This window comes from Dietzia kunjamensis (genome assembly GCF_045689975.1).
Classification (GTDB): domain Bacteria; phylum Actinomycetota; class Actinomycetes; order Mycobacteriales; family Mycobacteriaceae; genus Dietzia; species Dietzia kunjamensis.
This window is the reverse complement of the sequence record NZ_CP143297.1, coordinates 2468704-2491860: the sequence shown is the minus strand read 5'-3', so window position 1 is coordinate 2491860 and position 23157 is coordinate 2468704. Positions and strand designations below refer to the sequence as shown.

The 23157-nt window shown below is 72.9% G+C and carries 21 protein-coding genes, 3 tRNA genes and 1 pseudogene; 14 read left to right on the top strand and 11 right to left on the bottom strand.

Going from position 1 to position 23157, the window contains the following annotated elements; translation table 11 throughout:
• Positions 1-31: 31 nt before the first annotated feature.
• Positions 32-649, bottom strand: a complete 618-nt coding sequence (locus VZF99_RS11660) for a DUF664 domain-containing protein (protein ID WP_120284186.1) — start codon at positions 647-649, stop codon at positions 32-34.
• Positions 650-729: 80 nt separating this feature from the next.
• Positions 730-1287 carry a DinB family protein gene (locus tag VZF99_RS11655; RefSeq protein WP_317469372.1) on the bottom strand — a complete coding sequence of 186 codons (558 nt, stop codon included), beginning with the start codon at positions 1285-1287 and terminating at the stop codon, positions 730-732.
• 107 nt (positions 1288-1394) lie between these two features.
• On the opposite strand from VZF99_RS11655, the gene VZF99_RS11650 reads away from it, so the two are divergent.
• The 5 genes and pseudogenes from VZF99_RS11650 (at position 1395) to VZF99_RS11630 (ending at position 6758) form a co-directional block, all read left to right on the top strand.
• Positions 1395-2393, top strand: coding sequence for a helix-turn-helix transcriptional regulator (locus VZF99_RS11650; RefSeq protein ID WP_407334817.1), 999 nt, complete (start codon positions 1395-1397; stop codon positions 2391-2393).
• 11 nt (positions 2394-2404) lie between these two features.
• Positions 2405-4156, top strand: a complete 1752-nt coding sequence (gene menD, locus VZF99_RS11645) for a 2-succinyl-5-enolpyruvyl-6-hydroxy-3-cyclohexene-1-carboxylic-acid synthase (protein ID WP_407334816.1) — start codon at positions 2405-2407, stop codon at positions 4154-4156.
• Positions 4153-4638, top strand: coding sequence for a DUF3592 domain-containing protein (locus tag VZF99_RS11640; protein ID WP_407334815.1), 486 nt, complete (start codon positions 4153-4155; stop codon positions 4636-4638). The genes menD and VZF99_RS11640 overlap by 4 nt, the downstream gene beginning before the upstream one ends.
• Before the next feature lie 37 nt (positions 4639-4675).
• Positions 4676-5908, top strand: a pseudogene (locus tag VZF99_RS11635) (glycosyltransferase family 4 protein); the annotation flags it as partial.
• Between the two features lie 160 nt (positions 5909-6068).
• Positions 6069-6758: a demethylmenaquinone methyltransferase gene (locus VZF99_RS11630; protein ID WP_407334814.1), complete on the top strand. Its 690-nt coding sequence runs from the start codon at positions 6069-6071 to the stop codon at positions 6756-6758.
• A 199-nt stretch (positions 6759-6957) separates the two neighbouring features.
• Here VZF99_RS11630 and VZF99_RS11625 read toward each other — a convergent pair whose 3' ends face one another.
• A complete protein-coding gene (locus VZF99_RS11625) occupies positions 6958-8256 on the bottom strand; it encodes a geranylgeranyl reductase family protein (RefSeq protein WP_253003792.1) in 1299 nt (432 codons plus the stop codon).
• Between the two features lie 157 nt (positions 8257-8413).
• Here VZF99_RS11625 and VZF99_RS11620 point away from each other — a divergent pair, with 157 nt between their 5' ends.
• Positions 8414-9460 carry a polyprenyl synthetase family protein gene (locus VZF99_RS11620; protein WP_407334813.1) on the top strand — a complete coding sequence of 349 codons (1047 nt, stop codon included), beginning with the start codon at positions 8414-8416 and terminating at the stop codon, positions 9458-9460.
• A gap of 251 nt (positions 9461-9711) precedes the next feature.
• Here VZF99_RS11620 and VZF99_RS11615 read toward each other — a convergent pair whose 3' ends face one another.
• The 4 genes from VZF99_RS11615 to VZF99_RS11600 are packed head-to-tail and all read right to left on the bottom strand — an operon-like array spanning position 9712 to position 12964.
• A complete protein-coding gene (locus VZF99_RS11615) occupies positions 9712-10893 on the bottom strand; it encodes a sulfate/molybdate ABC transporter ATP-binding protein (protein WP_407334812.1) in 1182 nt (393 codons plus the stop codon).
• Positions 10886-11680 (bottom strand): ABC transporter permease, encoded by a 795-nt coding sequence (locus tag VZF99_RS11610; protein WP_185950701.1) that lies wholly within the window; start codon positions 11678-11680, stop codon positions 10886-10888. The genes VZF99_RS11615 and VZF99_RS11610 overlap by 8 nt, the downstream gene beginning before the upstream one ends.
• A complete protein-coding gene (modA, locus tag VZF99_RS11605) occupies positions 11677-12459 on the bottom strand; it encodes a molybdate ABC transporter substrate-binding protein (RefSeq protein ID WP_407334811.1) in 783 nt (260 codons plus the stop codon). The genes VZF99_RS11610 and modA overlap by 4 nt, the downstream gene beginning before the upstream one ends.
• Positions 12460-12469: 10 nt before the next feature.
• Positions 12470-12964 (bottom strand): YajQ family cyclic di-GMP-binding protein, encoded by a 495-nt coding sequence (locus VZF99_RS11600; protein ID WP_067716850.1) that lies wholly within the window; start codon positions 12962-12964, stop codon positions 12470-12472.
• A gap of 171 nt (positions 12965-13135) precedes the next feature.
• Here VZF99_RS11600 and VZF99_RS11595 point away from each other — a divergent pair.
• From VZF99_RS11595 to VZF99_RS11570, 6 genes are all read left to right on the top strand, one after another.
• Positions 13136-13217: transfer RNA gene (locus VZF99_RS11595), tRNA-Tyr, on the top strand.
• Between the two features lie 198 nt (positions 13218-13415).
• The gene (locus VZF99_RS11590) at positions 13416-14450 is read left to right on the top strand and encodes a polyprenyl synthetase family protein (RefSeq protein ID WP_407334810.1); all 1035 of its coding nucleotides are present in this window, start codon (positions 13416-13418) and stop codon (positions 14448-14450) included.
• A complete protein-coding gene (locus tag VZF99_RS11585) occupies positions 14447-15340 on the top strand; it encodes a squalene/phytoene synthase family protein (protein ID WP_154830591.1) in 894 nt (297 codons plus the stop codon). The genes VZF99_RS11590 and VZF99_RS11585 overlap by 4 nt, the downstream gene beginning before the upstream one ends.
• A complete protein-coding gene (crtI, locus tag VZF99_RS11580; RefSeq protein ID WP_407334809.1) occupies positions 15337-17019 on the top strand; it encodes a phytoene desaturase family protein in 1683 nt (560 codons plus the stop codon). The genes VZF99_RS11585 and crtI overlap by 4 nt, the downstream gene beginning before the upstream one ends.
• Entirely contained in the window at positions 17016-17453 is a 438-nt protein-coding gene (locus VZF99_RS11575) for a lycopene cyclase domain-containing protein (RefSeq protein ID WP_407334808.1), read from the top strand. The genes crtI and VZF99_RS11575 overlap by 4 nt, the downstream gene beginning before the upstream one ends.
• Entirely contained in the window at positions 17450-18751 is a 1302-nt protein-coding gene (locus VZF99_RS11570; RefSeq protein WP_407334807.1) for a prenyltransferase, read from the top strand. The genes VZF99_RS11575 and VZF99_RS11570 overlap by 4 nt, the downstream gene beginning before the upstream one ends.
• A 175-nt stretch (positions 18752-18926) precedes the next feature.
• On the opposite strand, the gene VZF99_RS11565 is transcribed toward VZF99_RS11570, so the two are convergent.
• The gene (locus tag VZF99_RS11565) at positions 18927-19661 is read right to left on the bottom strand and encodes a glycosyltransferase family 2 protein (RefSeq protein ID WP_067716838.1); all 735 of its coding nucleotides are present in this window, start codon (positions 19659-19661) and stop codon (positions 18927-18929) included.
• Positions 19662-19792: 131 nt separating this feature from the next.
• On the opposite strand from VZF99_RS11565, the gene VZF99_RS11560 reads away from it, so the two are divergent.
• Both VZF99_RS11560 and VZF99_RS11555 read left to right on the top strand, forming a co-directional pair.
• A tRNA-Thr gene (locus VZF99_RS11560) sits at positions 19793-19865 on the top strand.
• A 42-nt stretch (positions 19866-19907) separates the two neighbouring features.
• A tRNA-Met gene (locus tag VZF99_RS11555) sits at positions 19908-19981 on the top strand.
• Between the two features lie 76 nt (positions 19982-20057).
• Here VZF99_RS11555 and VZF99_RS11550 read toward each other — a convergent pair.
• The 3 genes from VZF99_RS11550 to VZF99_RS11540 all read right to left on the bottom strand — a co-directional run bounded on the left by VZF99_RS11550 (position 20058) and on the right by VZF99_RS11540 (position 23145).
• A complete protein-coding gene (locus VZF99_RS11550) occupies positions 20058-21983 on the bottom strand; it encodes a heavy metal translocating P-type ATPase (protein ID WP_407336122.1) in 1926 nt (641 codons plus the stop codon).
• A gap of 48 nt (positions 21984-22031) precedes the next feature.
• Positions 22032-22268 (bottom strand): heavy-metal-associated domain-containing protein, encoded by a 237-nt coding sequence (locus VZF99_RS11545; protein WP_067716832.1) that lies wholly within the window; start codon positions 22266-22268, stop codon positions 22032-22034.
• A 136-nt stretch (positions 22269-22404) separates the two neighbouring features.
• Positions 22405-23145: a helix-turn-helix domain-containing protein gene (locus VZF99_RS11540; RefSeq protein ID WP_185950695.1), complete on the bottom strand. Its 741-nt coding sequence runs from the start codon at positions 23143-23145 to the stop codon at positions 22405-22407.
• Between the last annotated feature and the right edge of the window lie 12 nt (positions 23146-23157).

Here is a 23157-nt window from a genome sequence, read left to right as displayed (position 1 = left end):
CCGGCCACCCCGGCGCCCCCACTCCCGCTGGTCACCACTGCGGGGCCGGCACCTCAGGGTGCGCGGCGAACCAGGCTCCGATGTAGGACATGTCGATGCCCTGGTCCTCGGCGATCAGCTCGTACATCGTCCGGCTGTCGATCGCCTCGCGCAGGATGTCGGCGTGTCCGGAGTGGCGGGCGATCTCGTTCAGCGCGTGCATCGCCGCCCAGCGTCCGTTGAACGACGGCTGGCCGGGCGGGAACCACGGCATCTCGGCGGGTACCGGCACCGGGGCGTCGAGGTCGCACGTCCGGAGGTTGTCGAGGGCGGCGGAGTGCCGCCGGTCGAATTCGGCGAGGATCTCCTCGGCGGTGGCGTCGGGGTCGACCCGGTTGACGGTCTCGGCCCAGGCGAACGCCTCCGGCAGCGACCGCCCGGTCGCGGGCGCGTCGGGCGCGGCGGCGGCGCGGGCCGTCCAGCTCTCGGCGACCTCGCCGATGTGCAGGATGAGCCAGCCCAGCGTCAGCTCGCTGGTGGGCAGGGGGCAGACGCGCAGCTGGTCGCCGGTGAGGCCGTGGACGATCGACCGGGCGTTGACCAGTTCGGCGTCGATCCATTCGAGCAGGTTCTCTCGCTCGGTGTCGCGGGTGGCGGGGAACAGGGGCATGACGACTCCTCGTGTGTCGGGTGTTCGTGGCGGGCAGCAGGACGACGGCGTCGGTCGGGGACGACGGCGGCGCCGCCGTGTCAGTGGGTGTGGGCGTACAAGTCGCGGAGCAGGCACATCTCGGCGCCGTGGTGGATGACCTCACGGTTGATGTGCAGGACCAGGGCGGCCATGGAGTACTCGGTCCACGGGCCCTCGGCCTCGCCCACGGGGGCGGCCAGGGCCTCGGCGTCGAGCGCCCGCACGCCCTCCATCCAGCCCGCGTAGGTGCGATCGAGTTGGGCGAGTCCGCCCGCGGCGTCGCCGGCGTAGGTGTGGGTCATGTAGTCGTGGGGCGGTCCGCCGAAGTGGGAGTGCCACCGGGCGCCGAGGACGCCGACGACGACGTGGCCGATCCGCCACGCGATGGTCGTCAGCGGGGCGGGCACCGGCTCCGGGAACTCGAAGTCGATGGTGTGCTCGCCCTCGCCGCCCTGCATGGGCGCGGTGCCGGTCCCGCGGGGTCGGACGTCCCAGGTGCGCTCGTCGGCGGCGGGGGAGAAGTGGTATTCGTCGTCGGTCATGCCCTCCAGGCGAGGCCGCAGTTGGCCGTTCCAGTGGAAGTCGAGTTGGTCGACGAGCTGGGCTGTCCAGTCGATGGGGCGGGTCGTGGTGGTCACGGTGGTCTCCTGACGGTGGTGGTGTCCGCCCAGCGTGTCAGCCCATCCGGACAGGATCGGTCCGCTGAGGGTGGGACACTGCTGGCATGACCGAGGACAGGATGCCCACCACCCAGCGCGTGCTGGGCCTGCTCGACCTGCTGCAGCGGCGATCGGTGTGGACGGGCGACGAGCTGGCGGCCGAGCTGGGGGTGACCACGCGGTCGGTCCGCCGTGATGTCGACCGGCTCCGTGACCTGGGGTACCCGGTGGAATCCGAGCGCGGCGCGGGTGGTGGGTACAGGTTGGGCTCGGGCCGGCGACTGCCGCCGCTGTTGCTCGACGACCGCGAGGCCGTGGCGGTGGCGATCGCCCTGCGGCTGGCCGCGGGCGGCGCGGTGGCGGGCGTCGGCGAACACGCGCTGCGCGCCCTGACCAAACTGGACCAGGTCATGCCCGGCCGGTTGCGCGAGCGGGTCGCCGACGTCACCGAGTCGATGGTCGCGGTCCCGGGCTCGGACACCCCGGTGGAGCCGGAGCTGCTCATCGACCTGGGCCACGCGGTCCGCGGCACCGAGCAGGTGCGACTGGGGTACCGCGACCGCGCGGGCCGCGACACCGAGCGTCGGGTGGAGCCGTACCGGATCGTCGTGCTGGGCCGGCGCTGGTACCTGCTGTCCTACGACCTGGACCGCGCGGACTGGCGCACCTTCCGGCTCGATCGCATCCGGGCCGTCCACCGCAGCCGCTGGCGCTTCACCCCCCGCCCCGACGTGCCCGATCCGGCCGCGCACGTGCAGCACGCGGTGACCGCGGCGCCGTACCAACACCTGGCGCGGGTGGTGGTGTTCGCACCCGCGGCGGAGGTGGTCGAGCAGTTCCCGCCCACCTACGGGACGGTCACCGAGCTGCGCGCCGAGGACCATCCGGACGGCCCGGCCTGCCGGCTGGAGACCGGGGCCGCCGACCTCGACGTGCTGGCCTGGTACCTCGCGCGGTTACCGGGCCCGTTCGCCGTGGAGTCGCCGGACGGGCTGCGGGAGCGGCTGGCGGGGTTGGCCGGGCGGCTCGCGCATGCGGCCGACCCGGGCACGTCCCCCGACTAGGCTGGGGGGCGATGAACCCCACCGTGAGCAACCCGAGCACCGCGCAGGCCCGTGTCCTCGTCGACGAGTTGATCCGCCACGGGATCACCGACGTGGTCCTGTGCCCGGGATCGCGCAGCGCCCCGTTGGCCCTGGCGTTGGCCGCCGCGGAGCGGTCCGGCCGGCTCGCCCTGCACGTGCGGATCGACGAGCGCGGCGCCGGGTTCACCGCGCTGGGGCTCGCGCTGGGGTCGAGGCGGCCGGTCCCCGTCGTCGTCACGTCCGGCACCGCGGTGGCCAACCTCCATCCGGCGATGGTGGAGGCGGCCCACTCGGGCGTACCGATCCTCGCGCTCACGGCCAACCGGCCGCCCGAGCTGCGCGGTACCGGCGCCAATCAGACCATCGACCAGGTGGGATTGTTCGGCCCGCACGCGCGCGCGGTCGTCGAGCTCGGCGCGGCCGGGGACCCCGAGTCCGAGCACCGGCACTGGCGCAGCGCGATCGGCCGGGCCATCCTCACCGCCACCGCGGCGGCCGACCCGGGTCCGGTGCAGGTCGACATCGCGTTCCGCGAGCCGCTCGTGCCGGGCGAGGGCGACGAGGATTTCGCCCTCGGGGGAGACTCACGGGAGTACGACGACGACGAGGTCGGCGGCGGCCCGGAGGCATGTCGTCTGCCGGAGGGGCGTGCGGACGGTCGTCCGTGGGTGCAGCGAGCGGGGGCGGGGGTCGACTCGGCGCCCGCCGATTCGGCCGTGGCGGTGGATCTCACGCGCCCCACGTTGGTCGTCTCGGGGGTCGGGGCGGCACCGGTGTCGGGGCTGGTGGCGGTGCCGACGGTGGCAGAGCCCGGCGCCCCCGTCCCGCTGCACCCGGTGCACCCGCTGGCGATCCCGGCGCTGCGGCCCGAGCAGGTGGTGGTCACCGGGCGGCCGACGCTGCACCGCGCCGTCACGCGCCTGCTGGCGGACCCGGACGTCGACCTCGTGATCCTCGACGCCGGCCCGCGCTCGCCCAACCCGACCGGTAGCGCCGCCGAGCTCGCCGACTCCGTCCTCACCGGGTGGGGCGTGGACCCCGAGTGGACCGAGACCACGGCCCGCGCCGACGCCCGTGCCCGCGCCGCCGTGGACCGGCTGCTGGACCGGCATCTCGAGACCGGTGCGCCGACGGGACTGCACGTGGCGCGTGCCGTGGCCCGCGGCGTCCGGGCCGGGGACAACCTCGTGGTGGGCGCCTCCAATGCGGTGCGGGACCTGTCGTTCGTGGGCCCGCTCGATCCGGATGTGGCGATGTTCGCCAACCGCGGGGCGTCGGGGATCGACGGCACGGTCTCCACCGCGATCGGGGTCGCGTTGTCGGCGCCGGGGCGGACCGTCGCGCTGCTGGGTGACCTGACCTTCCTGCACGACGTGTCCGGCCTGCTGCTCGGCCCGCGGGAGCGGCACCCCGACGACCTGACGATCGTCGTGGCCGACGACGACGGCGGTGGCATCTTCTCCCTGCTCGAACAGGGGGACCCGCGCCTGGCCGCCGACTTCGAGCGCGTCTTCGGCACCCCCCACGGCGCCGACCTGGGCGCCCTGTGTGCGGGCGCCGGGGTGCCCTTCACCGACACCGACCCGGCCGGACTCGAGGCCCTGCTCGCGCAGCCCGCGTTCCCGAACGGGCACCGCGACGTCGTGCCCGAGGGCCTTCGGGTGGTGCGCGTCGCGACCGACCGGCAGGGATTGCGCGACCTCCACGCGGCGCTGCGCTCGGAAGCCGTGGCGGACGGGTGACCGCGACGGCCCCGGTCTCGGCCCGGCAGATCCGTCGCGCTCGCCGTATCCGGTGGGGCGTGCGGGTGGTGGCCGTGACCGCGGGAGTGTTCTCGCTGCTCACAGCCGTGCTCCTCGTGCTGGCGTGCTTCATCAACGACCAGCGGATCGACCGGGACATGGGCAGCGCCACCGCGTCGGTCACCGAGGTCACCGATCGGCGGGCCGCCGTGGAGTTCGACGCCGGCGGTGGCCGGACCGTCCGACCGGTGACCGGCGTGTTCTACCCGACCGGGCTCGTCGAAGGACAGCGGGTGCAGGTCGAGTTCCGGCGCGCGAACCCCGATCTGGTGCGGGTCTCGGGACGCAGCTGGACCGTCGCCGTCGTGCCCGCCCTGTCCGTGCCCGCGGTGGTCGTCCCGCTGGCGGCGCTCGCCTACGCCGCCACGTCACCGAGGGTTCACCGGGCGGCACCACGAGTTCGACGCACCGTTTCTCGCTGATCACCGGCCCGTGTCCCGGCCCGGCGACAGTGGGGTCGTGCGCGTAGCTATCGTCACCGAATCGTTCCTGCCGAACGTCAACGGCGTCACCAACTCTGTCCTGCGCGTGCTGGAGTACGCGCGCCGGCACGGGCACGACTGTCTGGTGGTGGCCCCGTCCGGGCAGGTCGGCTTCTGGCAGGGCGCCGCCGGTGCCGTCCGGGCGCACCCGCTGGTCAGTGCGGTCGCACCACTGCTCGGCGGGCCCGGGGCGGACGCGAGCGGCCCCGACCACCACCTGGGCTATCCCGTCCACCGGGTCACCGCGGTGAAGGTGCCGGTGGTGTCCTCCCTGCCGGTCGGCGCACCCAGCCCGAGCGTGTTCGGCGCCCTGCGCGACTTCGGCCCCGACGTGGTGCACCTGGCGTCGCCGTTCGTGCTCGGTGCCGCCGGTGCCGCCGCGGCCCGCGCCCTGGACGTGCCCTCGGTGGCCGTCTACCAGACCGACGTGGCCGGGTTCGCCGATGCCTACGGGATCGGTGTCGTCGCCGATGCGGCCTGGACCTGGACCCGGGCCATCCACGCGAGTTGCGACCGCACCCTCGCCCCGTCGACCGCCGCGATGGAGGATCTCGCGGCCCACGGGATCCCGCGCCTGTACCGGTGGGGGCGGGGCGTCGACACCGAGCGCTTCTCGCCCTCCCGGCGCAGTGCGGCCCTGCACGCGTTGTGGTCCCCGCAGGGGCGGCCCGTCGTGGGGTTCGTCGGCAGGCTCGCCCCGGAAAAGCACGTCGAGCGCCTTCAGTCGCTGGCCGACCGGTCGGGCCCGGGGGGAGACCTCCACCTCGTCGTCGTCGGAGACGGCCCCGACCGCCCCGCACTCCAGGCCGCCATGCCCCACGCGATCTTCACCGGCGAACTCCACGGCGACCGGCTCGGGCAGGCCTACGCCACGATGGACGTGTTCTGCCACCCCGGTGAGTTCGAGACGTTCTGCCAGTCCATCCAGGAGGCGCAGGCGTCCGGCGTGCCCGTCGTCGGCCCGGACCAGGGCGGGCCCCGCGACCTCGTGCAGGCCGGGGTCAACGGCGTCCTGCTCGACCCGCGCCGGTACGCCGCCGAGGTGTCGCCGGCCGTGGACGCGGTGCTCGCCGACCACGAGCGACTGGCCGCCGGCGCCCGCGCCACCGTCCTCGGTCGCACCTGGGACGCGATCTGCGCCCAACTCTTCGACCACTACGCGGCGGCGGGCGCCCGGTCCGATTCGGGCAGGGTCGGCGTGGGCAGGGGTGGCATGGGCAGAGTCGGCGTGGGCAGGGTCGGCATGGGCAGGGTCGGCGCGCGCACGATCGGGGTCGACCGGACGGACGCGCGTGGTGTGGGCACGAGCCGAGCCCCACGTGTGGTGGCCTGATCGGCCACGCGCGCCGGGGGCGGGTAGCGTCGACGGCGTGTCCCGCGCCAATCTCGACAAGCAGCCCCGTGACGTCGCGTCGATGTTCGACGGTGTCGCCAAGCGCTACGACCTGACCAACACCGTCCTCTCCGGGGGCATGGACCACGTGTGGCGGCGGCGGGCCCGTTCGCTGCTCGCGCCGCGCCCCGGGGAGCGGATCCTCGACCTGGCCGCCGGCACCGCCGTGTCGACCGTCGAGCTCGCCAAGTCCGGCGCGTGGTGCGTGGCCGCGGACTTCTCGCTGGGAATGCTGCGGGCGGGCGCCGGCCGGGACGTGCCCAAGGTCGCGGGCGACGCCATGAAGCTGCCGTTCGCCGACGACTCCTTCGACGCCGCCACCATCAGCTTCGGGCTGCGCAACGTGCAGGACACCGCCGCCGGACTGCGGGAGATGGCCCGCGTCGTCAGGCCCGGAGGGCGACTGGCCGTGGTGGAGTTCTCCACGCCCGTGTTCCCGCCCTTCCGCGCCCTGTACATGAACTACCTCATGCGGGCGCTGCCGAAGATCGCCACCAGCGTCTCGTCCAACCCGGACGCGTACGTCTACCTCGCCGAGTCCATCCGCGACTGGCCGGACCAGCACGCTCTGCTCGAGATCATCGAGGCCAGCGGCTGGGAGCGCTGCAGCGTCACCAACCTGACCGGCGGCATCGCGGCCATCCACCTGGCGCGCCGCCCGGCCTGACCCCGGCGCGGGCTGATCCGACCGCCGCCGCGCCACCCCGGGCGCGCTGCGCCGTCCTCCCGGGGTGCGCGCCGTCTTTGTACGTCTTCCGGCCGCTTGCGCTGCCGCTCTGGTCCATTCCCGACGCGTAACCCGGGCGGGGCGGAGGCCCTACGCGTAATCCGGGCGGGGCGGAGGCCCGGGGCGGAGGCCCGGCGGGTCAGTCGGCGAAGAGGGGCCGGCGGTCCAGCCTGCGGGCGATCGACCCCGCTGCCCGCCAGCCGCGGGCCACCACATCGCGGTCCGAATCGGCGACCGTGTTGGACATGCACCGCACCGCCGCGGTCATCAGCGCCTGCGAACGCATCCCGACCGGTCCCGCCAGCGGCAGGAACTTCGGATAGGTGAGCAGGCGCGCGGCGTCCCGGGCGATCGCGAACGACTCGCCGTAGGTCTCGCGGAGCACCGCGGGCCACGCATGCGTCAGGTCACCGGCAGTGGTGCGCGAGTGCGAACCGGCCGCGCCCACTCTCGATCCCGGGCCTCCTCGGCCGACACCCGCTCCCGCCAGGATCAACTCCGCGAGCAGGCGGCCGCCCTCGAGCGCGTAGTCGATCCCCTCGCCGTTGAGCGGGTTCACGCACGCCGCGGCGTCGCCGACCGCCGCCCAGTTGGGACCGGCCACCGTCGAGACCGCCCCGCCCATCGGCAACAACGCGGACGTCACCGCCCTCGGCTCGCCGGCCAGGCCCCAGTCGCCGCGGACGCTACGTGCGTAGTGCTGCAGTAGCTCCTTGACCGCGACGTTCGCCGGCCGCGCCGAGGTCGCCAACGCACCCACCCCGAGGTTGACCTCGCCGTCGCCGAGCGGGAACACCCAGCCGTAGCCGGGCTGGATGGCGCCCGCCTCGTCGCGGAGCTCGAGATCGGAGCCGATCCACGGATGATCATGACGCCCGGACCGGACATAGGATCGCGCCGCCACGGCATACACCGTGTCGCGATGCCAGGTCCGGCCGAGCAGACGACCCACCGGCGACCGCACGCCATCGGCCACCACGAGGGTTCGGCACTCCACGCGACCGCCCTCGGTCCGGACAGCGGTCACCTCGCCGTCGTCGCCCCTCTCCACGCCGGTCACGCGCACGCCGTCATGCACCACGGCGCCCGCCTCCACCGCCGCCTGCCGTAGCCGGTCATCGAACACCGTCCGTCGCACCGCCGACCCGGTCCCACCGTGCTCACCGGCCGGCCACGGCACCCGCCGGGAGTGGCCGAAGCCCCGCAGCTCGAGCCCACGGATGGTGATGCGGTCCCGCGCCCACCCGCCGAGACCCAGCCGGTCGACCTCCAGCATCGCCCGCGGCGTGAGCCCGTCGCCGCAGGTCTTGTCGCGCGGGAACCGCGCCGCGTCGAGCACGGTGACCTCGCGACCGGCACGCGCCAACCACGTCGCGGTCGCCGAACCGGCCGGGCCGCAGCCCACCACGAGGACGTCCGTCGACGCGGGAAGACCCATACCTGACTCCATGCGCTCCATGGTGGCAGGTCGGCGGGTGCGGCGGTCGCCGGGACCTCGGGCGGGGTGGGGTGCCACCGCCCGCGACGCGGGACCGTAGTCTGTCGGGAAGGGCGGGCCACGCCGACCCTTCACCAGGCGACGAGGACGAGTGGGGATGTCGAGCGATTCAGTGACCGGCACCGCGGAGACGGCGACCGACCACACGGTGGCGGGCGTGGACGTCGGCGACGCCGACCTCGCAGCCGACCTGCGCGAACGGCTCGACGAGGTCGAGAAGCTGCTCGTCAGCCGACTCCAGACCGGCGAGGACTTCCTCTCCGAGGTCGCCCTCCACCTCGTCACCGCCGGCGGCAAGCGGTTCCGGCCCGTCGTCACCCTGCTCTCGGGCTCGCTGGGCCCCGCGCCCGACCGCGAGCGACTCGTCAAGGCCGCCGTGGTGTGCGAGATGATCCACCTGGCCACGCTGTACCACGACGACGTCATGGACGAGGCCGCCATGCGCCGCGGTGTCGAGTCGGCCAACAGCCGCTGGGACAACTCCACCGCGATCCTCGCCGGAGACTTCCTCTTCGCGCACTCCTCGATGCTCCTGGCCGACCTCGGACCCGAGGCCGTGCAGCTCATCGCCCAGACGTTCGCCGAGCTGGTCACCGGGCAGATGCGCGAGACCGTCGGCCCGGGTGTCGGCGGTCGTGACGAGGGTGCCGCCGAGCACTACCTGCGAGTGATCTGGGAGAAGACCGGCTCGCTCATCGCCGCGGCCGCCCAGTTCGGCGGCGAGTACTCGGGGGCGACCGCCGAGCAGATCGGGAGCCTGCGCCGCCTCGGTGACGCCGTGGGGATCGCGTTCCAGATCGCCGACGACATCATCGACATCGCCTCGCCGTCCACCGAGTCGGGCAAGACGCCCGGTACGGACTTGCGCGAGGGCGTGCACACCCTGCCGATGATCTACGCCATGGAGGCGGGTTCGTCGGACAGCGCGCGGCTGCGCGACCTGCTCGCCGAGCCGCTGACCGACGACGCGGAGGTGGCGGAAGCCCTCGAGTTGCTGCGCGCGTCCGACGGTATGCGGCGCGCGCGGGCCACGCTCGAGAAGTACGTCGATGACGCCATGACCGAGCTCGACGCCCTGCCCGCCGGCCCCGCCAACGAGGCGCTGCGCCGGCTCGTGCGCTTCACCGTCGACCGCGTCGGCTGACCTTCCCCGCACCGGCCCGGCAGCCGCCCCCGGGCCTGGCGTTTCGCTCCCGCACGGCCCGGCAGCCGCCCCCGGGCCTGGCGTCTCGCTCCCGCGCCTGCCAGTCCCCATCACAGCCGCTCGCTGCCATGGCGTCTGGCGTGCTCATCGGTGACGGCGAGACGCCGTCGCGAGGGGCGGCTGTGGCCGAGGGGCGGCTGTGGCCGAGGGCAGACAGCGGGTCAGCGGCGCGGGATTCAGTGACACCGGGGTCAGCGGCGCGGGTACAGCGCGACCTGCGCAGCCTTGACCACGAGGATCACGGGCGAACCCGGGGCCAGCGCGAGTTCGGCGGCCGAGCGGCTGGTGATCTCGGCATCGACGCGCTGACCGTCCCGTAGCTCGGCCGTCACCCGCGTCAACGCCCCCGCGGGGACGAGCGAGACCACCCGCGCGGGCCAGGAGTTCCGCGGGCTCGTCGCAGGCGCGTGCGCGGATGGCTGCGTGGGGCTCGTGGGAGCCGGAGCCGAAGTCGGGGCCTGAGTGGAGCCGGTGGGTGCGGGGTCGGTCTGGACGGCCACCGCCCGCGGGTCGACGGTCGCCACCGCCCGCGCCCCCGGCCGCCATCCCGTCGCCGCGCTCGTGCGGACCCCCGAGACGAGGTCGCCGCCGGGGGTGCGCAGGTCGTCGTCGTCGACGATCCCCTCGACCAGTGAGACCCCGGCCAGGCGCGCAGCGAAGTCGGACGCGGGCCGGGTCAGGACCTCCTCGACCGTGCCGGACTGGGCGACGCGGCCGGAGGCGACGACGACGACATCGTCGGCCAACGCCCAGAGGTCCAGCGGATCATGGGTCACCAGGACCACGGCCCGTCCGGTGAGCCGATCAGCGAGGAGACGCCGGATCGCGGGGGCGACCTCCACGTCGAGGGCGGCCAGGGGCTCATCGAGCAGGACGAGCTCCGGATCCACGGCGAGGGCCCGGGCCAGGGCGACGCGCTGCGCCTGTCCGCCGGACAACTCGTGCGGCCTGCGGGCGGCGAGGTCGCCGCACCCCACGGCCTCGAGCTCGGTGCGGGCGCGGTCGAGCGCGGCCCGCCTGCGGACGCCACGGGCGCGTGGGCCGTACGCGACGTTGTCCAGGGCGGACAGGTGGGGCAGCAGCCCGGGACGCTGCTCGAGCGACACCACGCGGCGGCGGTGGGCGGGCAGGTGGGTGCGGGGCGAGCCGACGACGCGGCCGTGGAGCCGGACCTCGCCCGAGTCGGGCCGCAGGTGCCCGGCGAGCAGCGACAGCGCCGTGGACTTGCCCGCGCCGTTGGGTCCGACGATCGCGAGTCGTCGGCCCGCGGGGACGCTGACGTGGAGGTCGACGTCGCGGGCGGCGACCCGGCAGTCCAGCTCGGCCGCGGGATGCGACGCGGCGGGACGCGACGCGTCGGGGTGGTCAGCCACGGCCCACCACCGCCCTGCGGGCGACGAGCGCGGAGACCGCCATGAGCGCGGCGGCCACCGCGATGAGCACCACGGCCAGGGCGAGGGCGGTCTCGGTGTCCGCCTCCCGGCTGAGGTAGATCTCCAGCGGCAGGGTGCGCGTGGTGCCCTGCAGGGAACCGGCGAAGGTCAGGGTGGCGCCGAACTCCCCGAGAGCGCGGGCGAACGACATGGTCGCGCCGGCGACGAGGGCCGGCAGGACCAGGGGCAGCGTCACGGTCGTCAGGACCCGGGTCGGGGAGGCGCCCAGTGAGGCGGCGGTCCGCTCGAGCCCGGAGTCCACGGAGCGCAGCGCGCCCTCGAGTGCCACCACCAGGAACGGCATCGCCACGAACGTCTGCGCGATCACCACGGCCGCGGTCGTGAACCCGATCTCGACGCCCAGCACGGCCAGGTGCTGTCCCACGACGCCGGTACGCCCGAGCGTGATGAGCAGGGCCAGGCCGGCCACGACCGGGGGCAGGACCATGGGCAGCGCGGTGACCGTCCGGGCCAGTGCCGCCAGCGGCCCGCTGCTGCGGGACAGCACCACCGCCAGCGGGGTGCCGAGCAGGATGCACAGGACCGTGGAGAGCGCGCACGTGCGCAGGCTCAGCAGCAGGGCGTCGCGGGCGGCCTCCGAGGCGAGGAGTTCGGGAACCCGCGCCCACGGGACACGCGCGGCCATGCCCGCCAGGGGCAGGGCCGCCAGCAGGACGGCGAGCACCGCGGCCGCGAGCAGCCAGCGGGGGAGCGGGGGCCGGGTCACGGCGGGCCGAAACCGTGCTCGGCGAGGATCGCACGCCCCTCGGGGCCGGTGACGGTGTCGACGAAGCGGCGGGCCATCTCGGAGTCCGCGGCGCGCTCGAGGACGGCCACCGGGTAGACGTTCGGCACCGCGTCGGCACCGGCGATCGGCACCTGCTCGACCCGGTCGGCGACGGCGCGGGCGTCGGTCGCGTAGACGATCCCGGCGTCGGCCTCGCCGGAGGTGACCTTGCCGCGGACGTCGGTGACGGTGGATTCCTCGCTCACCGGGGCCAGGTCGATCCCGGCGGCGTCCGCCAGCGTGCGGGCCGCCGCACCACACGGCACGACGGACGCGCACACCACGAGTCGTGCGCCGTCCAGCGAGTCGTCGAGATCGGTGATACCCGCCGGATTGCCGGGCGGGGTGATGAGGGTGAGCACGTTGGTGGCCAGCGGCGTCGGCTCGCCGGCGACCAGCCCCTCGGCGACGGCGCGGTCCATCGTCCGGACGTCGGCGGAGGCGAACACGTCCGCCGGTGCGCCGCCGGCCAGCTGGTCCACCAGACCGGAGGAGCCGTCGAAACCCAGCCGGATCGACACCCCGGGATGCGTCGCCTCGAAGTCGTCGGCGATCTCGGTGAACGCCCCGCTGAGCGACGCGGCGGCGAAGACGGTCAGCTGCTGCGCGACCTCGTCGTCGCCCCCGGACGCACACCCCACCAGCGAGGACAGGCCCACGGCGGCGACCAGCGCGGCGGCGCGGAGCCGACGCCCACCCCCGCCTATGCGGAACGGCACCGTCGGCGGGTCAGCGGTAGTTGGTGAACTGCAGCGCGACCTCGAAGTCGGCACCCTTGAGCAGCGAGATGCACTCCTGCAGGTCGTCGCGCTTCTTGGACGACACACGGATCTCCTCGCCCTGGATCTGCGCCTTGACGCCCTTGGGGCCCTCGTCGCGCAGCAGCTTGGTGATCTTCTTGGCGTTCTCTTTGTCGATGCCCTGCTTGAGCGAGCCGACCAAGCGGAACGACTTGCCCGACGGCATCGGGTCGCCCACCTCGAGCGCCTTCATGCTCAGCCCGCGGCGCACCAACTTCTCCACGAAGACGTCCTTGGCGGCCAGCACCCGGTCCTCGGAGTTCGCGACGATCTCCACCGCGTCCTCGCCCTTCCACTCGATGCTCGCATCGGTCCCGCGGAAGTCGTAGCGGGTGCCCAGCTCCTTGGCGGCCTGGTTCAGGGCGTTGTCCACCTCCTGGCGGTCGAACTCCGAGACGATGTCGAACGAGGACTCCGAGGCCATGGACGTACTCCTGTCGTTGGGGGGTTGTCCCGGCCAGGCTACCCGCCACGGCCAGGGCCCGAGGCCGCCACGGGCGGGGCCGGGAGTCGCCGCCGCACCACCCCTGAGCACCCCGATTTGGCACCAGGGGTCACAGGCGTTGTATCGTGTCGTAGCGCCCTTGAGGTGCACGCCAGATTGCCCGAGCGGCCAAAGGGAGCGGATTGTAAATCCGTCGGCTTAGCCTACGTTGGTTCGAATCCATCATCTGGCACGCGGGACCCCTGCCACAAGCGGGGGTCTTCGTGCATTTCGGGACCTGTCGCCGGGGAATCCGTGAAAATGTGAATACGCGCGGTCCCCAGTGTCACGACCCCACGACCTGTCACGCCGCATCTCGTCGAGAAGAATCGAGGTGAGACGTATCCACGACGGCCCCGGCTCCGAACCACCGGACATGACACTCCTTTCGATGACCGCCGCACATCGGATGACGACCGGCGACCTGCCGGCGGGCCTGGGTTCCGCAGTGGACGAGTGGGCCGATGACCTCGGGCGGACCACCCGCTCCGGCAAGGGGATGCGCTCCGCGCTCTTCGACGCCGTGTACACCACCTCCGGGGGCACCGACGAGGCCGTGCGGGCCGCCGCGGGCCAGGCACTGGAGTTGCTGCACGAGGCGTTTCTCGTCCACGACGACCTGGCGGACGGGGACGACCAGCGCCGCGGCCAGCCCAACCTGCAGGGCCGCACCACCGCGCGGGCCACCGCCGGGGGGATCGGGACCGAGGCCGCCGGGCACCTCGGACAGGTCGGCGGGCTGCTCGGCGGCGACCTGCTGCTCGTGGCCGCGATGGCCGACTTCGCCCGCCTGCCCGTGCCGGCGCCACTGCTGCACCGTGTGCTCGACGAGGTGCAGAGCGCGGTCGTCGCGTCGATCGCCGGGGAGTACGCGGACGTCCACGGCTGCGTCGAGCGCGAGCCCGCCGACCGGGAGCGCGCGCTGGCGATCGGCGCGGCCAAGACCGCCGCCTACTCCGTGTGCCTGCCCCTCGTGCTGGGCGCGATGCTCGGCGGCGCGCCCGACGAGGTCATCCCCCCGCTGCGTGAGGCCGGCCGCCACCTGGGGACCGCCTACCAGGTGATCGACGACGTGCTGGGCGTGTTCGGGGATCCGGCCGTGACCGGCAAGTCCAACGAGGGCGATCTGCTCCGGCGCGCACCGACCGTCCTGCTGGCCCACGCCGCCACCACCGAGGCCTGGCCGCGGATCGACGCCGCCCTGGGGCGCCCGGCCGCCGACCCCGAGACGATGAACGGCCACACGCCCGACCCCGACACCGCGCGTGAGCTGCTGCGGGAGTGCGGCGCCCGCGAGCACGCGGTGGGCATCGCCGAGGACCTCATCACCGCAGCCCGCGCCGCGCTGGACTCCCCGGCCGTGCCGCACGACGTCCGGGCCGCGCTCGGCCCCCACCTGGCCACCGCCCTGGAGAGGACCCGATGACCCAGCAGAGCCCCCACGCGGAGTTCACCGACGCCGCCCGCCGGTGCAGCGAGGTGATCCTGCGCCGGTACTCCACGTCGTTCGCACTGGCCTGCCGACTGCTCGCGCCCGCCACCCGCCCGCACGTCGCCGCGATCTACGCGTGGGCGCGGGTCGGGGACGAGGTCGTCGACGGGGCGATGGACGACCCGGTCGCCGCGCGCGAGCTCATCGCCGAGGCGCGCCGCCGGACACACCGCGCGATCGAGCGCGGCCTGGACCCCGATCCGGTGACGCACGCCTTCGCCGACACCGCGCGTCGGTTCGGGATCGACGCGCGTCTGGTGGATCCGTTCTACGACTCGATGGAGGCCGACATCGACGTCACCGAGCACACCGAGGAGTCTCTGCGTCGGTACATCCACGGGTCGGCGGAGGTCATCGGGGAGATGTGCCTGCGGACGTTCGCAGGTGGGGGACTGGGTGACGACGACGAGATGGCCGCCGGAGCGCGCGCACTCGGAGCGGCGTTCCAGAAGGTGAACTTCCTCCGGGACATCCGGGAAGACTTCACGGACCTCGGTCGCAACTACCTGCCGGGCCGTGACCCGCGGGCACTGACGGAGAAGGACGTACGCGAGTTGGCCGATGACGTGGACGCGGACCTGCGCATCGCGCGGACGGCGATCAACCGGATCCCGGGCCGCGACCGCCTGGCGGTGGCCGCAGCCCACGACCTGTTCGCGGAGCTCAACGATCGCCTACGGGCGGCCGGGGCATCCGGGGTGAGCGCGGGCCGGGTGCGGGTGCCCGATCCGGTGAAGCTCGCGGTGATCGGCCGGGCTGCAGCCGGTCGTGGCCGGTCCGGCGCCCGCCCCGGTGCCGCGCGCGGTGGGGCGGTGGCCCGATGAGCCGCCGGCACGCCCCGGAGGGGCCCGTCGTCGTGGTGGGCGGCGGCATCGCCGGCCTGGCGACCGCTGCGTTGCTGGCCCACGAGGGGCGCGACGTCACGCTCGTCGAGGCCACCGACTCCGTCGGCGGGCGCGCCGGCAGCTGGTCCGCCGGCGGGTTCCGCTTCGACACCGGCCCCTCCTGGTACCTCATGCCGGAGGTGTTCGACCACTTCTTCCGCCTCTGCGGCACCTCCGCCGACGAGCAGCTGGACCTGGTGCGCCTGGACCCCGGGTACCGCGTGTACTTCGAGAACCGTCCCGAGTCGGTCGACATCCGCTCGGACCGCGCGGCCTCGACAGCGCTGTTCGAGTCGCTCGAACCCGGCGCCGGCCGCGTGCTGGGCAGGTACCTCGATTCGGCGCGGACGACCTACGACCTCGCGCTCACGCGGTTCCTCTACACCAACTTCACCTCGTACCCGGCCCTGGTGCGCCCCGACGTCCTGGCCCGCGCCGGCTCGCTGGTGGCCCGCCTCGTCCAGCCGCTGCACTCGTTCGTGGCCCGCCGGTTCAGCGACCGCCGCATCCAGCAGATCCTCGGCTACCCCGCGGTGTTCCTCGGGTCCTCGCCGTACCTGGCGCCGTCGATCTACCACCTCATGAGCCACCTCGACCTCACCGACGGTGTCCTCTACCCGCGTGGAGGGTTCACCGAGGTGATCGCCGCGGTCCGCAGGGTCGCCGAGCAGCAGGGTGTGGCCATCCACACGGGCACGGAGGCGATCGAACTGGTCACCACATCCGAGGGCGCTCGCGGCCGCGGGTCCCGCCGGTCGAAGGCACAGGTCAGGGGCGTCCGGGTGCGCGACCGGGCCGGGGAGGAGCGGACGTTGCCGGCCGGCCTCGTAGTCGGGGCCGCAGACCTCCACCACCTCGAGACCCGGTGGCTCCCCGAGCATCTCCGCACGTACCCGCAGTCCTACTGGGACTCGAAGACCCCCGGGCCCGGTGCGCTGCTCATGCTGCTCGGTGTGCGCGGTGAGCTGCCACAGCTGGCCCATCACACGCTGCTGTTCACCGACCGGTGGGAGGAGGGGTTCGACGCGATCTTCGGCGAGAAGCCCCACATCCCCGACCCGGCGTCGCTCTACGTCTGTCGCCCCAGTGCCACCGACACCGACCCGGACGCGGGCATCGCCCCGGAGGGGCACGAGAACCTCTTCGTCCTGGTGCCCATCCCCGCGGACCCCTCGCTGGGCCACGGCGGCGTGGACGGCGCGGGGGACGCCGCGATCGAGGCGGCCGCCGACCAGGCCATCGCCCAGATCGCCGACTGGACCGGCATCGACGACCTGGCCGAGCGGATCGTCGTGCGGCGCACCATCGCCCCCGCCGATCTCGAGGACGACCTCGGCGCGTGGCGCGGCACGGCCCTCGGGCCCGCGCACACGCTGGCGCAGAGCGCGTTCTTCCGCACCCGCAACGTCAGCACGCACGTCGACGGGTTGTACTACGCCGGCGCTTCGACCATCCCCGGGATCGGACTGCCGATGTGCCTCATCAGCGCCGAGCTGATCCTCAAGCACGTGCGCGGCGACACGGGTACCGCGCCCGTGGCCGAGCCCGGCGGGGGCACGGTGTTCGACAGGCCCGCGTCCGGCGGACCCGCCGGCGGCGACACGGTGTCGGCGAGGTGATCGGGCTGGCTTACCTGGCGGTCCAGGTCATCTCGTTCGCCGGCATCCTCGTCATCGACCACCGCTGGAAGCTCGCGGCGTTCCGCGCCCCGGCCGCGACTGCACTCTCCGTGACCGCGGCGGTGGCGCTGCTGCTCACGTGGGACGTCCTCGGGGTGCGCAGCGGGGTGTTCTTCCGCGGCCAGACCGACTTCATGACCGGCCTGCTGGTCGCGCCGGAGATCCCGCTCGAGGAGGTCGTGTTCCTCGCGTTCCTGTCGCACCTCGCGTTGGTGTGCGCGACGGGCGTGGTCACGGCCGTCGAGCACCTCTCGCGGCGGCGGGGCGCGCGGTCCGGCGGCGCCCAGGACGACGGGGCGCATAACAACAGGGCCCAGAACGACGGGGCGCAGAACGGCGGCGCCCAGAACGACGGGGCGGGGGCGCGGCCGTGAGCATCTACTCGACCATCAACGCCACCATGGCCATCCCCGTCATCGCGGCCGCCCTCATCGCGCTGTGGCGCCTGCGGGGGGCCGACCGCCGACGATGGTTGATCGGGGTCGGCGGCTCGCTCGTGGTGCTGCTCGTCCTCACGGCGATCTTCGACAACATCATGATCTCCGCCGGACTCGTGGCCTACGACGACGCGCTGACCAGCGGCATCCGCCTGGGCGTGGCGCCCATCGAGGACTTCGCCTATGCCGTCGCCGTGGCCGTGTTCATGCCCTCGGTGTGGTTCGTGCTCACCGCCCGGCCGCGGGCCGGTGCCGTGGCGGGGAGCCCGACGGTGTCGGGCCGGGGGGACGTGGCGTTGGCGGGCACCCCGGAACCGGGGGAGGACGACGACGACAAGGTCCGCACCCCCGAGCGGCCGGCGACGCCGGGTCTGCTCCCCACCCTGTTCTGGTCGTCGCGCCCGGTCTCGTGGGTGAACACCGCCGCCCCGTTCGCGCTGGCGTACTTCCTGGCCACGGGCGGCTTCGACCTGTTGGGCGTGATCGGCACGCTCTTCTTCCTGGTGCCGTACAACCTCGCGATGTACGGGATCAACGACGTCTTCGACTACGAGTCGGACCTGCGCAACCCCCGCAAGGGCGGCGTGGAGGGCTCGGTCCTCGAGCGGTCGCGCCACACGGCGACGCTCGTGGCCTCGGCCGTGACGACCGTGCCGTTCCTGGTCTACCTCGTGGTGGTCGGGACGCTCGAGTCGTCGCTGTGGCTGGCGGCCAGTGCGTTCGCGGTGATCGCCTACAGCGCCAAGGGGCTGCGGTTCAAGGAGACCCCGTTCCTGGACTCCGTCACCTCGGCGTTCCACTTCGTCTCACCGGCGATCGTCGGGTGGACCATCGCCGGCGCGGACCTCGGCGGCGGGGTGTGGGCGTGCCTCATCGCGTTCATGCTGTGGGGCGCGGCGTCCCAGGCGTTCGGCGCCGTGCAGGACGTGCGCTTCGACCGCGCGGCCGGCCTGAAATCGGTCGCCACCGTGCTCGGAGCCCGGGCAGCCGTGTGGTTCGCGCTGGCCTGCTACGCCGCGGCGGTCCTGGTACTGCTGATCGCCGCGCCGTGGCCGGCGTCGGGGGCGGCGTTCGCGATCCTGCCGTACCTCGCCACGGTGGCCGCCTACACGCGGGTCACCGACGCCACCGCCGAGGCGACCAACGAGGGCTGGAAGCGCTTCCTGGTGCTCAACATGCTGGCCGGCTTCTGCGTCACGCAGCTCATCCTCTGGTCGGTGCTCGTCTGGGCGTGAGCCGGCGCCGCCTCGCCCCACCTTAGGACTTGTGCGTCCTCTTTGGTCCCGGGCGGGCGCGCAGCCCAACGCTGAGCGTGCATTCCGGACGCGTAGGTCGAAGAGGGCGCGCTAGCCGATGTGGAGGCCCGTTGGGTGCCGGGGAGGCGGGCATTGGGGCTCGCAGATGCCGGGGTCAGCGCTGGACGCGCTCCAGCCACCGCCGCGACGGCGGGCTCGACCGCCAGTTGAGGAAGATCGTCCGGAATGCCCGCGAGAAGCGTCGCCGCATGGCCGCGGGGTCGTCGAAGGGTCGGGCCGAGATCCCCACGGTCAGGGAACGGTCGACCAACAGGCGGTCGTCGGCGCCGAACTGGAACGACAGGTCGATGTCGTCGTGCAGTTCCGGGTCGGTCCGGTTGACCCCGTCGCGCACCCGCTCCCAGGCGCTGCGGCGCATCGCCAGGTTCGAGCCGAACAGGACGGGGTGGGCCATGGCGGCGCCGACGGAGACGAAGAACGCGTCCATGTAGAGCAGCTTCGCGGCGCGGGCCCGCCACCCCTCCAAGCCGATGAACTCGCCCGGGCCGGAGATGGCCACGAGTTCGGGATCGGCGGTGAACGCGGCCTCGATCCGGGCGAGCCACCCGGGTCCGGGCCGGGAGTCGGCGTCGAGTCGGGCGATGATGTCGCCCGTCGCGGAGTCGTAGCCTGCCGCGGCCGCTGCGGGGATGCCCCGCACGGGCTCGACGGCCACCCGGACCCCGATCCGCGCATCCGCGGCCAAAGCCACCGCGACGCTGTCGTCCGAGCACCCGTTGTCCACCACCACGACCTCGTCGGGCAGCCGCGTCTGCGTGGCGAGGGAGGCCAGGGCGCCCTCGAGTTCGCGGGCGTCGTCGAGGACGGGGATCACCACGGAGATGCGCACCCGGCCATCCTGCCAGCGGGCCCGGCGGGACAGCGCCCCACCGGGCGATTTGTGCCGCGTTCGGCCGTGTGTGTAATCTGCTAAAGGCTTACGCGCCAAGCGGTTGGGTGACCAACAGCGAAGCGCGGCCCGCCCCCTTAGCTCAGTCGGCAGAGCGTTTCCATGGTAAGGAAAAGGTCGTCGGTTCGATTCCGACAGGGGGCTCGCACTGTGCGGGGCGGCTCGATCGTCCGACTGGCAGGGCATGCCGGTGTAGCTCAGCTGGTTAGAGCGCACGACTCATAATCGTGAGGTCGGGGGATCGAGTCCCCCCACCGGTACTCTCAACACGAAGGCCGCCCGCTCGCCGCGGGCGGCCTTCGTCGTCTTCTCGACTCCTACGGCATCAGGGTCTGATCACACCCGGCTCACGTCCCGTGCTCCGGTCCCGAGGACGAGGTCCCCCGCGTGTCCCGGGATCCCGGTTCCGTCCTTCTCGAGGGTCGGCCGCAGGAGGAGCATCGCGATCGCGATCACCGCGAGAACGGACACCTCGTGGACCAGCATCCCGATCGACATGGTCACGCCCCCGAGGAACAGCCCGGCAAGAAGCGCGGCAACGGTCACCAGGGCGATGGCGATGTTGAGTCGCATGGTGCGGACGGTCCGCTTGGCCAGGGAGAGCGCGTACGGGAGCCGCGGGAGCCTGTCCGCCATCAACGCGATGTCGGCGGTTTCGATCGCGGCCGGCGAGCCGGCGGCTCCCATCGCCACCCCGATGTCGGCCAGTGCCAATGCAGGGGTGTCGTTGACCCCGTCACCGACCATGGCCACGGTGTGGCCGCGGGACTGCAGCTCGCGCACGATCTCGACCTTGTCCTCCGGCATGAGCTCGGCACGGATCTCGTCGACCCCGAGTTCGGCGCCGACATTACGGGCCACCCGCTGGGCATCGCCGGTCGCCATGACGACCCTGATCCCTGCGTCGTGCAGTGCCCTGACCGCTGCCGGGGCGTCGTCACGGATGGTGTCGGCGACGGTGACGATCCCGACCGCCCGTCCGTCGACCCCGACAAACATCGCGGTCCTGCCCTGGTCGTTGAGCTCGAGGATCCGTGCGTTGTCAGGCCGGTGGTCGAGTAGATCCGCGGAGCCCACCGCGACCACTCGGCCATCCACCTCGGCGCGGATGCCCTTGCCGGCGACGGGCTCGGCCGCTTCGACCAGGTCGATCTCCAGTCCCGCCTCCCGGGCACCCGAGATGATCGCCTCGGCGAGCGGATGCTCGGACGCGGTCTCGGCTCGGGCGGCCAGCCTCAGGACGTCCTCACGCGAATAGTCGTCGTCGAGCACGTCCACGTCGGTCAGGACCGGCCGACCGTTGGTGAGGGTGCCGGTCTTGTCGACGACGACCGCGTCGACCCGGGCCGCACTCTCGAGGTACTCGCCGCCCTTGATGAGAACACCGTCCTTGGCGGAGCGGCCGATCCCGGCGACGATCGACACGGGGATCGAGATCACCAGGGCGCCGGGGCAGCCGATCACCAGGAGGGTGAGCGCGAGCTCGATGTTGCCCATGGTGGCGACCAACGACCAGGGGATCAGGCCCACCACCAGCGCCGAGATCATCACGGCGGGGGTGTACCAGGTCGAGAACCGTTCCATGAAGGTCTGGGTGCGGGCCTTGTCGTCCTGGGCGTCCTCCACCCGGTGGACGATCCGGGCGAGGGTGGTGTCGGCACCGATGCCGACGGCCTCGATACGCAGGACTCCCGACCGTAGCCAGGTGCCGGCGAACACCTCGGAGCCCTCGGACTTCTCGGCCGGGACGGACTCGCCGGTGATGGTGGCCTCGTCCACGCCGCCGTTGCCGGAGAGCACCCGGCCGTCGACGGGGACCTGCTCCCCGTTGCGCACCAGCACGAGGTCGCCGGGTTCGAGTTCCCAGACCTCGACGGTCTCCGGCTCGCCGTCACGAAGGATGGTGGCGGTCTCGGGCGCCGAGTCGACGAGGTCGGACAGGGCCCGGCGAGTGCGGTTGAGAGTCGCCTTCTCCAGGGCCTTGCCGAGGGCGAAGAGGAAAGTGACCGCCGCAGACTCCCAGTAGTTGTCGATGAACATGGCCCCGACGGCGGCGACCACGACCAGCAGATCGATCGAGATCATCCGGATCCGAAGCGCCTGAACCGCCGAGATGGCGATCCGGTAGCCGGCCACGAGAGCGGCGATGATCATCAATCCGTCCGCCACCGCGTCGGCCGAGGTGAGTCGGCCGACGAGCCACGAGGCGACGATGAGCAGGCCGGAGGCCGCCACCACGCCCCAGGTCTTCCATGATTTCAGCATTGTCCTGTCTCCTTCGGTCGCCGTCGTGCGGTCGGTGTCGTCGCGTCAGAACGCCGACGGCTTGACCGCGTAGCCGACCTCGGCGACCGCTGCGACGAGGTCACGTACCGAGACCTTCGCGGGGTCGTAGTCGACCAGTACTCGTCCGGAGGCGAACTTGACCTCCGCGGACTCGACACCGTCCAGACCGTTCAACTTGTTCTCGATCTTCGCGATGCACGACGGGCACGAGAATTCATCCGAACGCAGAACGATGCTCTTGACCTGTTCGCGGACACTCATGGTGATCCCAGCTCCTCTACGGTTGCTGTTCCTCGGGGGAACGGTGCACGTTCCTTACGTGCATCTCCGAACCTAGGAGCAACCGGAGAAGACTTCCTTGACGCCAATCAATCAACGGGAAAGCGGCGCCGACCAGTTAATCGCCCGCGATCAGCCTCTCGAGTGCGGCGCGGTCGAGGACCGAGACCCATTCGCGGCCGGAGTCGATGACGCCCGCCTTCTTCATCCGCGCCATCGCGCGCGAGGCGGATTCCACTGTGGTGCCGGCCATCCCCGCAATGTCGTCGCGGCGCAGTCGGACCTGGAGGAGACTCGAGCCGTCCCGCTGGAGACTTCCGAGCTTGCGGTCGAGGTGCCGCAGCGTCGAGCCGACCCGCTGCTCCACCGACTGCGTGGTGTGCCCGATCTCCTGTTCCCGGGCCTGCGCGAGCCGATCCTGTTGCATTCGGATCAGGCCCAGGGCGAGGCTCGGGTGGTCGCCGACCACCTCCGCCAGCGCGTGAGCGGGCAGGAAGAGCGCACAGGTCGTCTCCATCGCCCAGGCGGACTCGGTCGCGACGGCAGCCTCCGTGTGCAACGGCCCCACGGTGTCTCCGGGGGCGGCGATGTCCACGGTGAGCTCCCGGCCATCGGCGGTGTCCCGGGTAACCCGCGCGCGGCCGGAGACGACGAGATACGAACCGGGGATTTCATCCCCGGCGAGCACCATCGGATCGTCCTCGGCCCAGGACCAGGCGGTCAGGTGCCCGTTGAGGTCGCGCCGGTCATCAGGTGAAAGCTCCCGGGTCAGTGGGGCATCGGCTAGTACCCGCAGCCGGGTCTCGTCCGAGCAGGAGTGCGGGTGTGCGCAGTTGCGCCGAACCGGGTTTCGGGACATCGGTGCAGCGAT

Bases quoted from the DNA above. Each gene is read 5' to 3' on its own strand.
- VZF99_RS11660 (WP_120284186.1), bottom strand. From the start codon at position 649: ATGCCCCTGTTCCCCGCCACCCGCGACACCGAGCGAGAGAACCTGCTC.
- VZF99_RS11650 (WP_407334817.1), top strand. From the start codon at position 1,395: ATGACCGAGGACAGGATGCCCACCACCCAGCGCGTGCTGGGCCTGCTC.
- menD (WP_407334816.1), top strand. From the start codon at position 2,405: ATGAACCCCACCGTGAGCAACCCGAGCACCGCGCAGGCCCGTGTCCTC.
- VZF99_RS11625 (WP_253003792.1), bottom strand. From the start codon at position 8,256: ATGGGTCTTCCCGCGTCGACGGACGTCCTCGTGGTGGGCTGCGGCCCG.
- VZF99_RS11620 (WP_407334813.1), top strand. From the start codon at position 8,414: ATGTCGAGCGATTCAGTGACCGGCACCGCGGAGACGGCGACCGACCAC.
- VZF99_RS11600 (WP_067716850.1), bottom strand. From the start codon at position 12,964: ATGGCCTCGGAGTCCTCGTTCGACATCGTCTCGGAGTTCGACCGCCAG.
- VZF99_RS11590 (WP_407334810.1), top strand. From the start codon at position 13,416: ATGACCGCCGCACATCGGATGACGACCGGCGACCTGCCGGCGGGCCTG.
- VZF99_RS11585 (WP_154830591.1), top strand. From the start codon at position 14,447: ATGACCCAGCAGAGCCCCCACGCGGAGTTCACCGACGCCGCCCGCCGG.
- crtI (WP_407334809.1), top strand. From the start codon at position 15,337: ATGAGCCGCCGGCACGCCCCGGAGGGGCCCGTCGTCGTGGTGGGCGGC.
- VZF99_RS11545 (WP_067716832.1), bottom strand. From the start codon at position 22,268: ATGAGTGTCCGCGAACAGGTCAAGAGCATCGTTCTGCGTTCGGATGAA.
- VZF99_RS11540 (WP_185950695.1), bottom strand. From the start codon at position 23,145: ATGTCCCGAAACCCGGTTCGGCGCAACTGCGCACACCCGCACTCCTGC.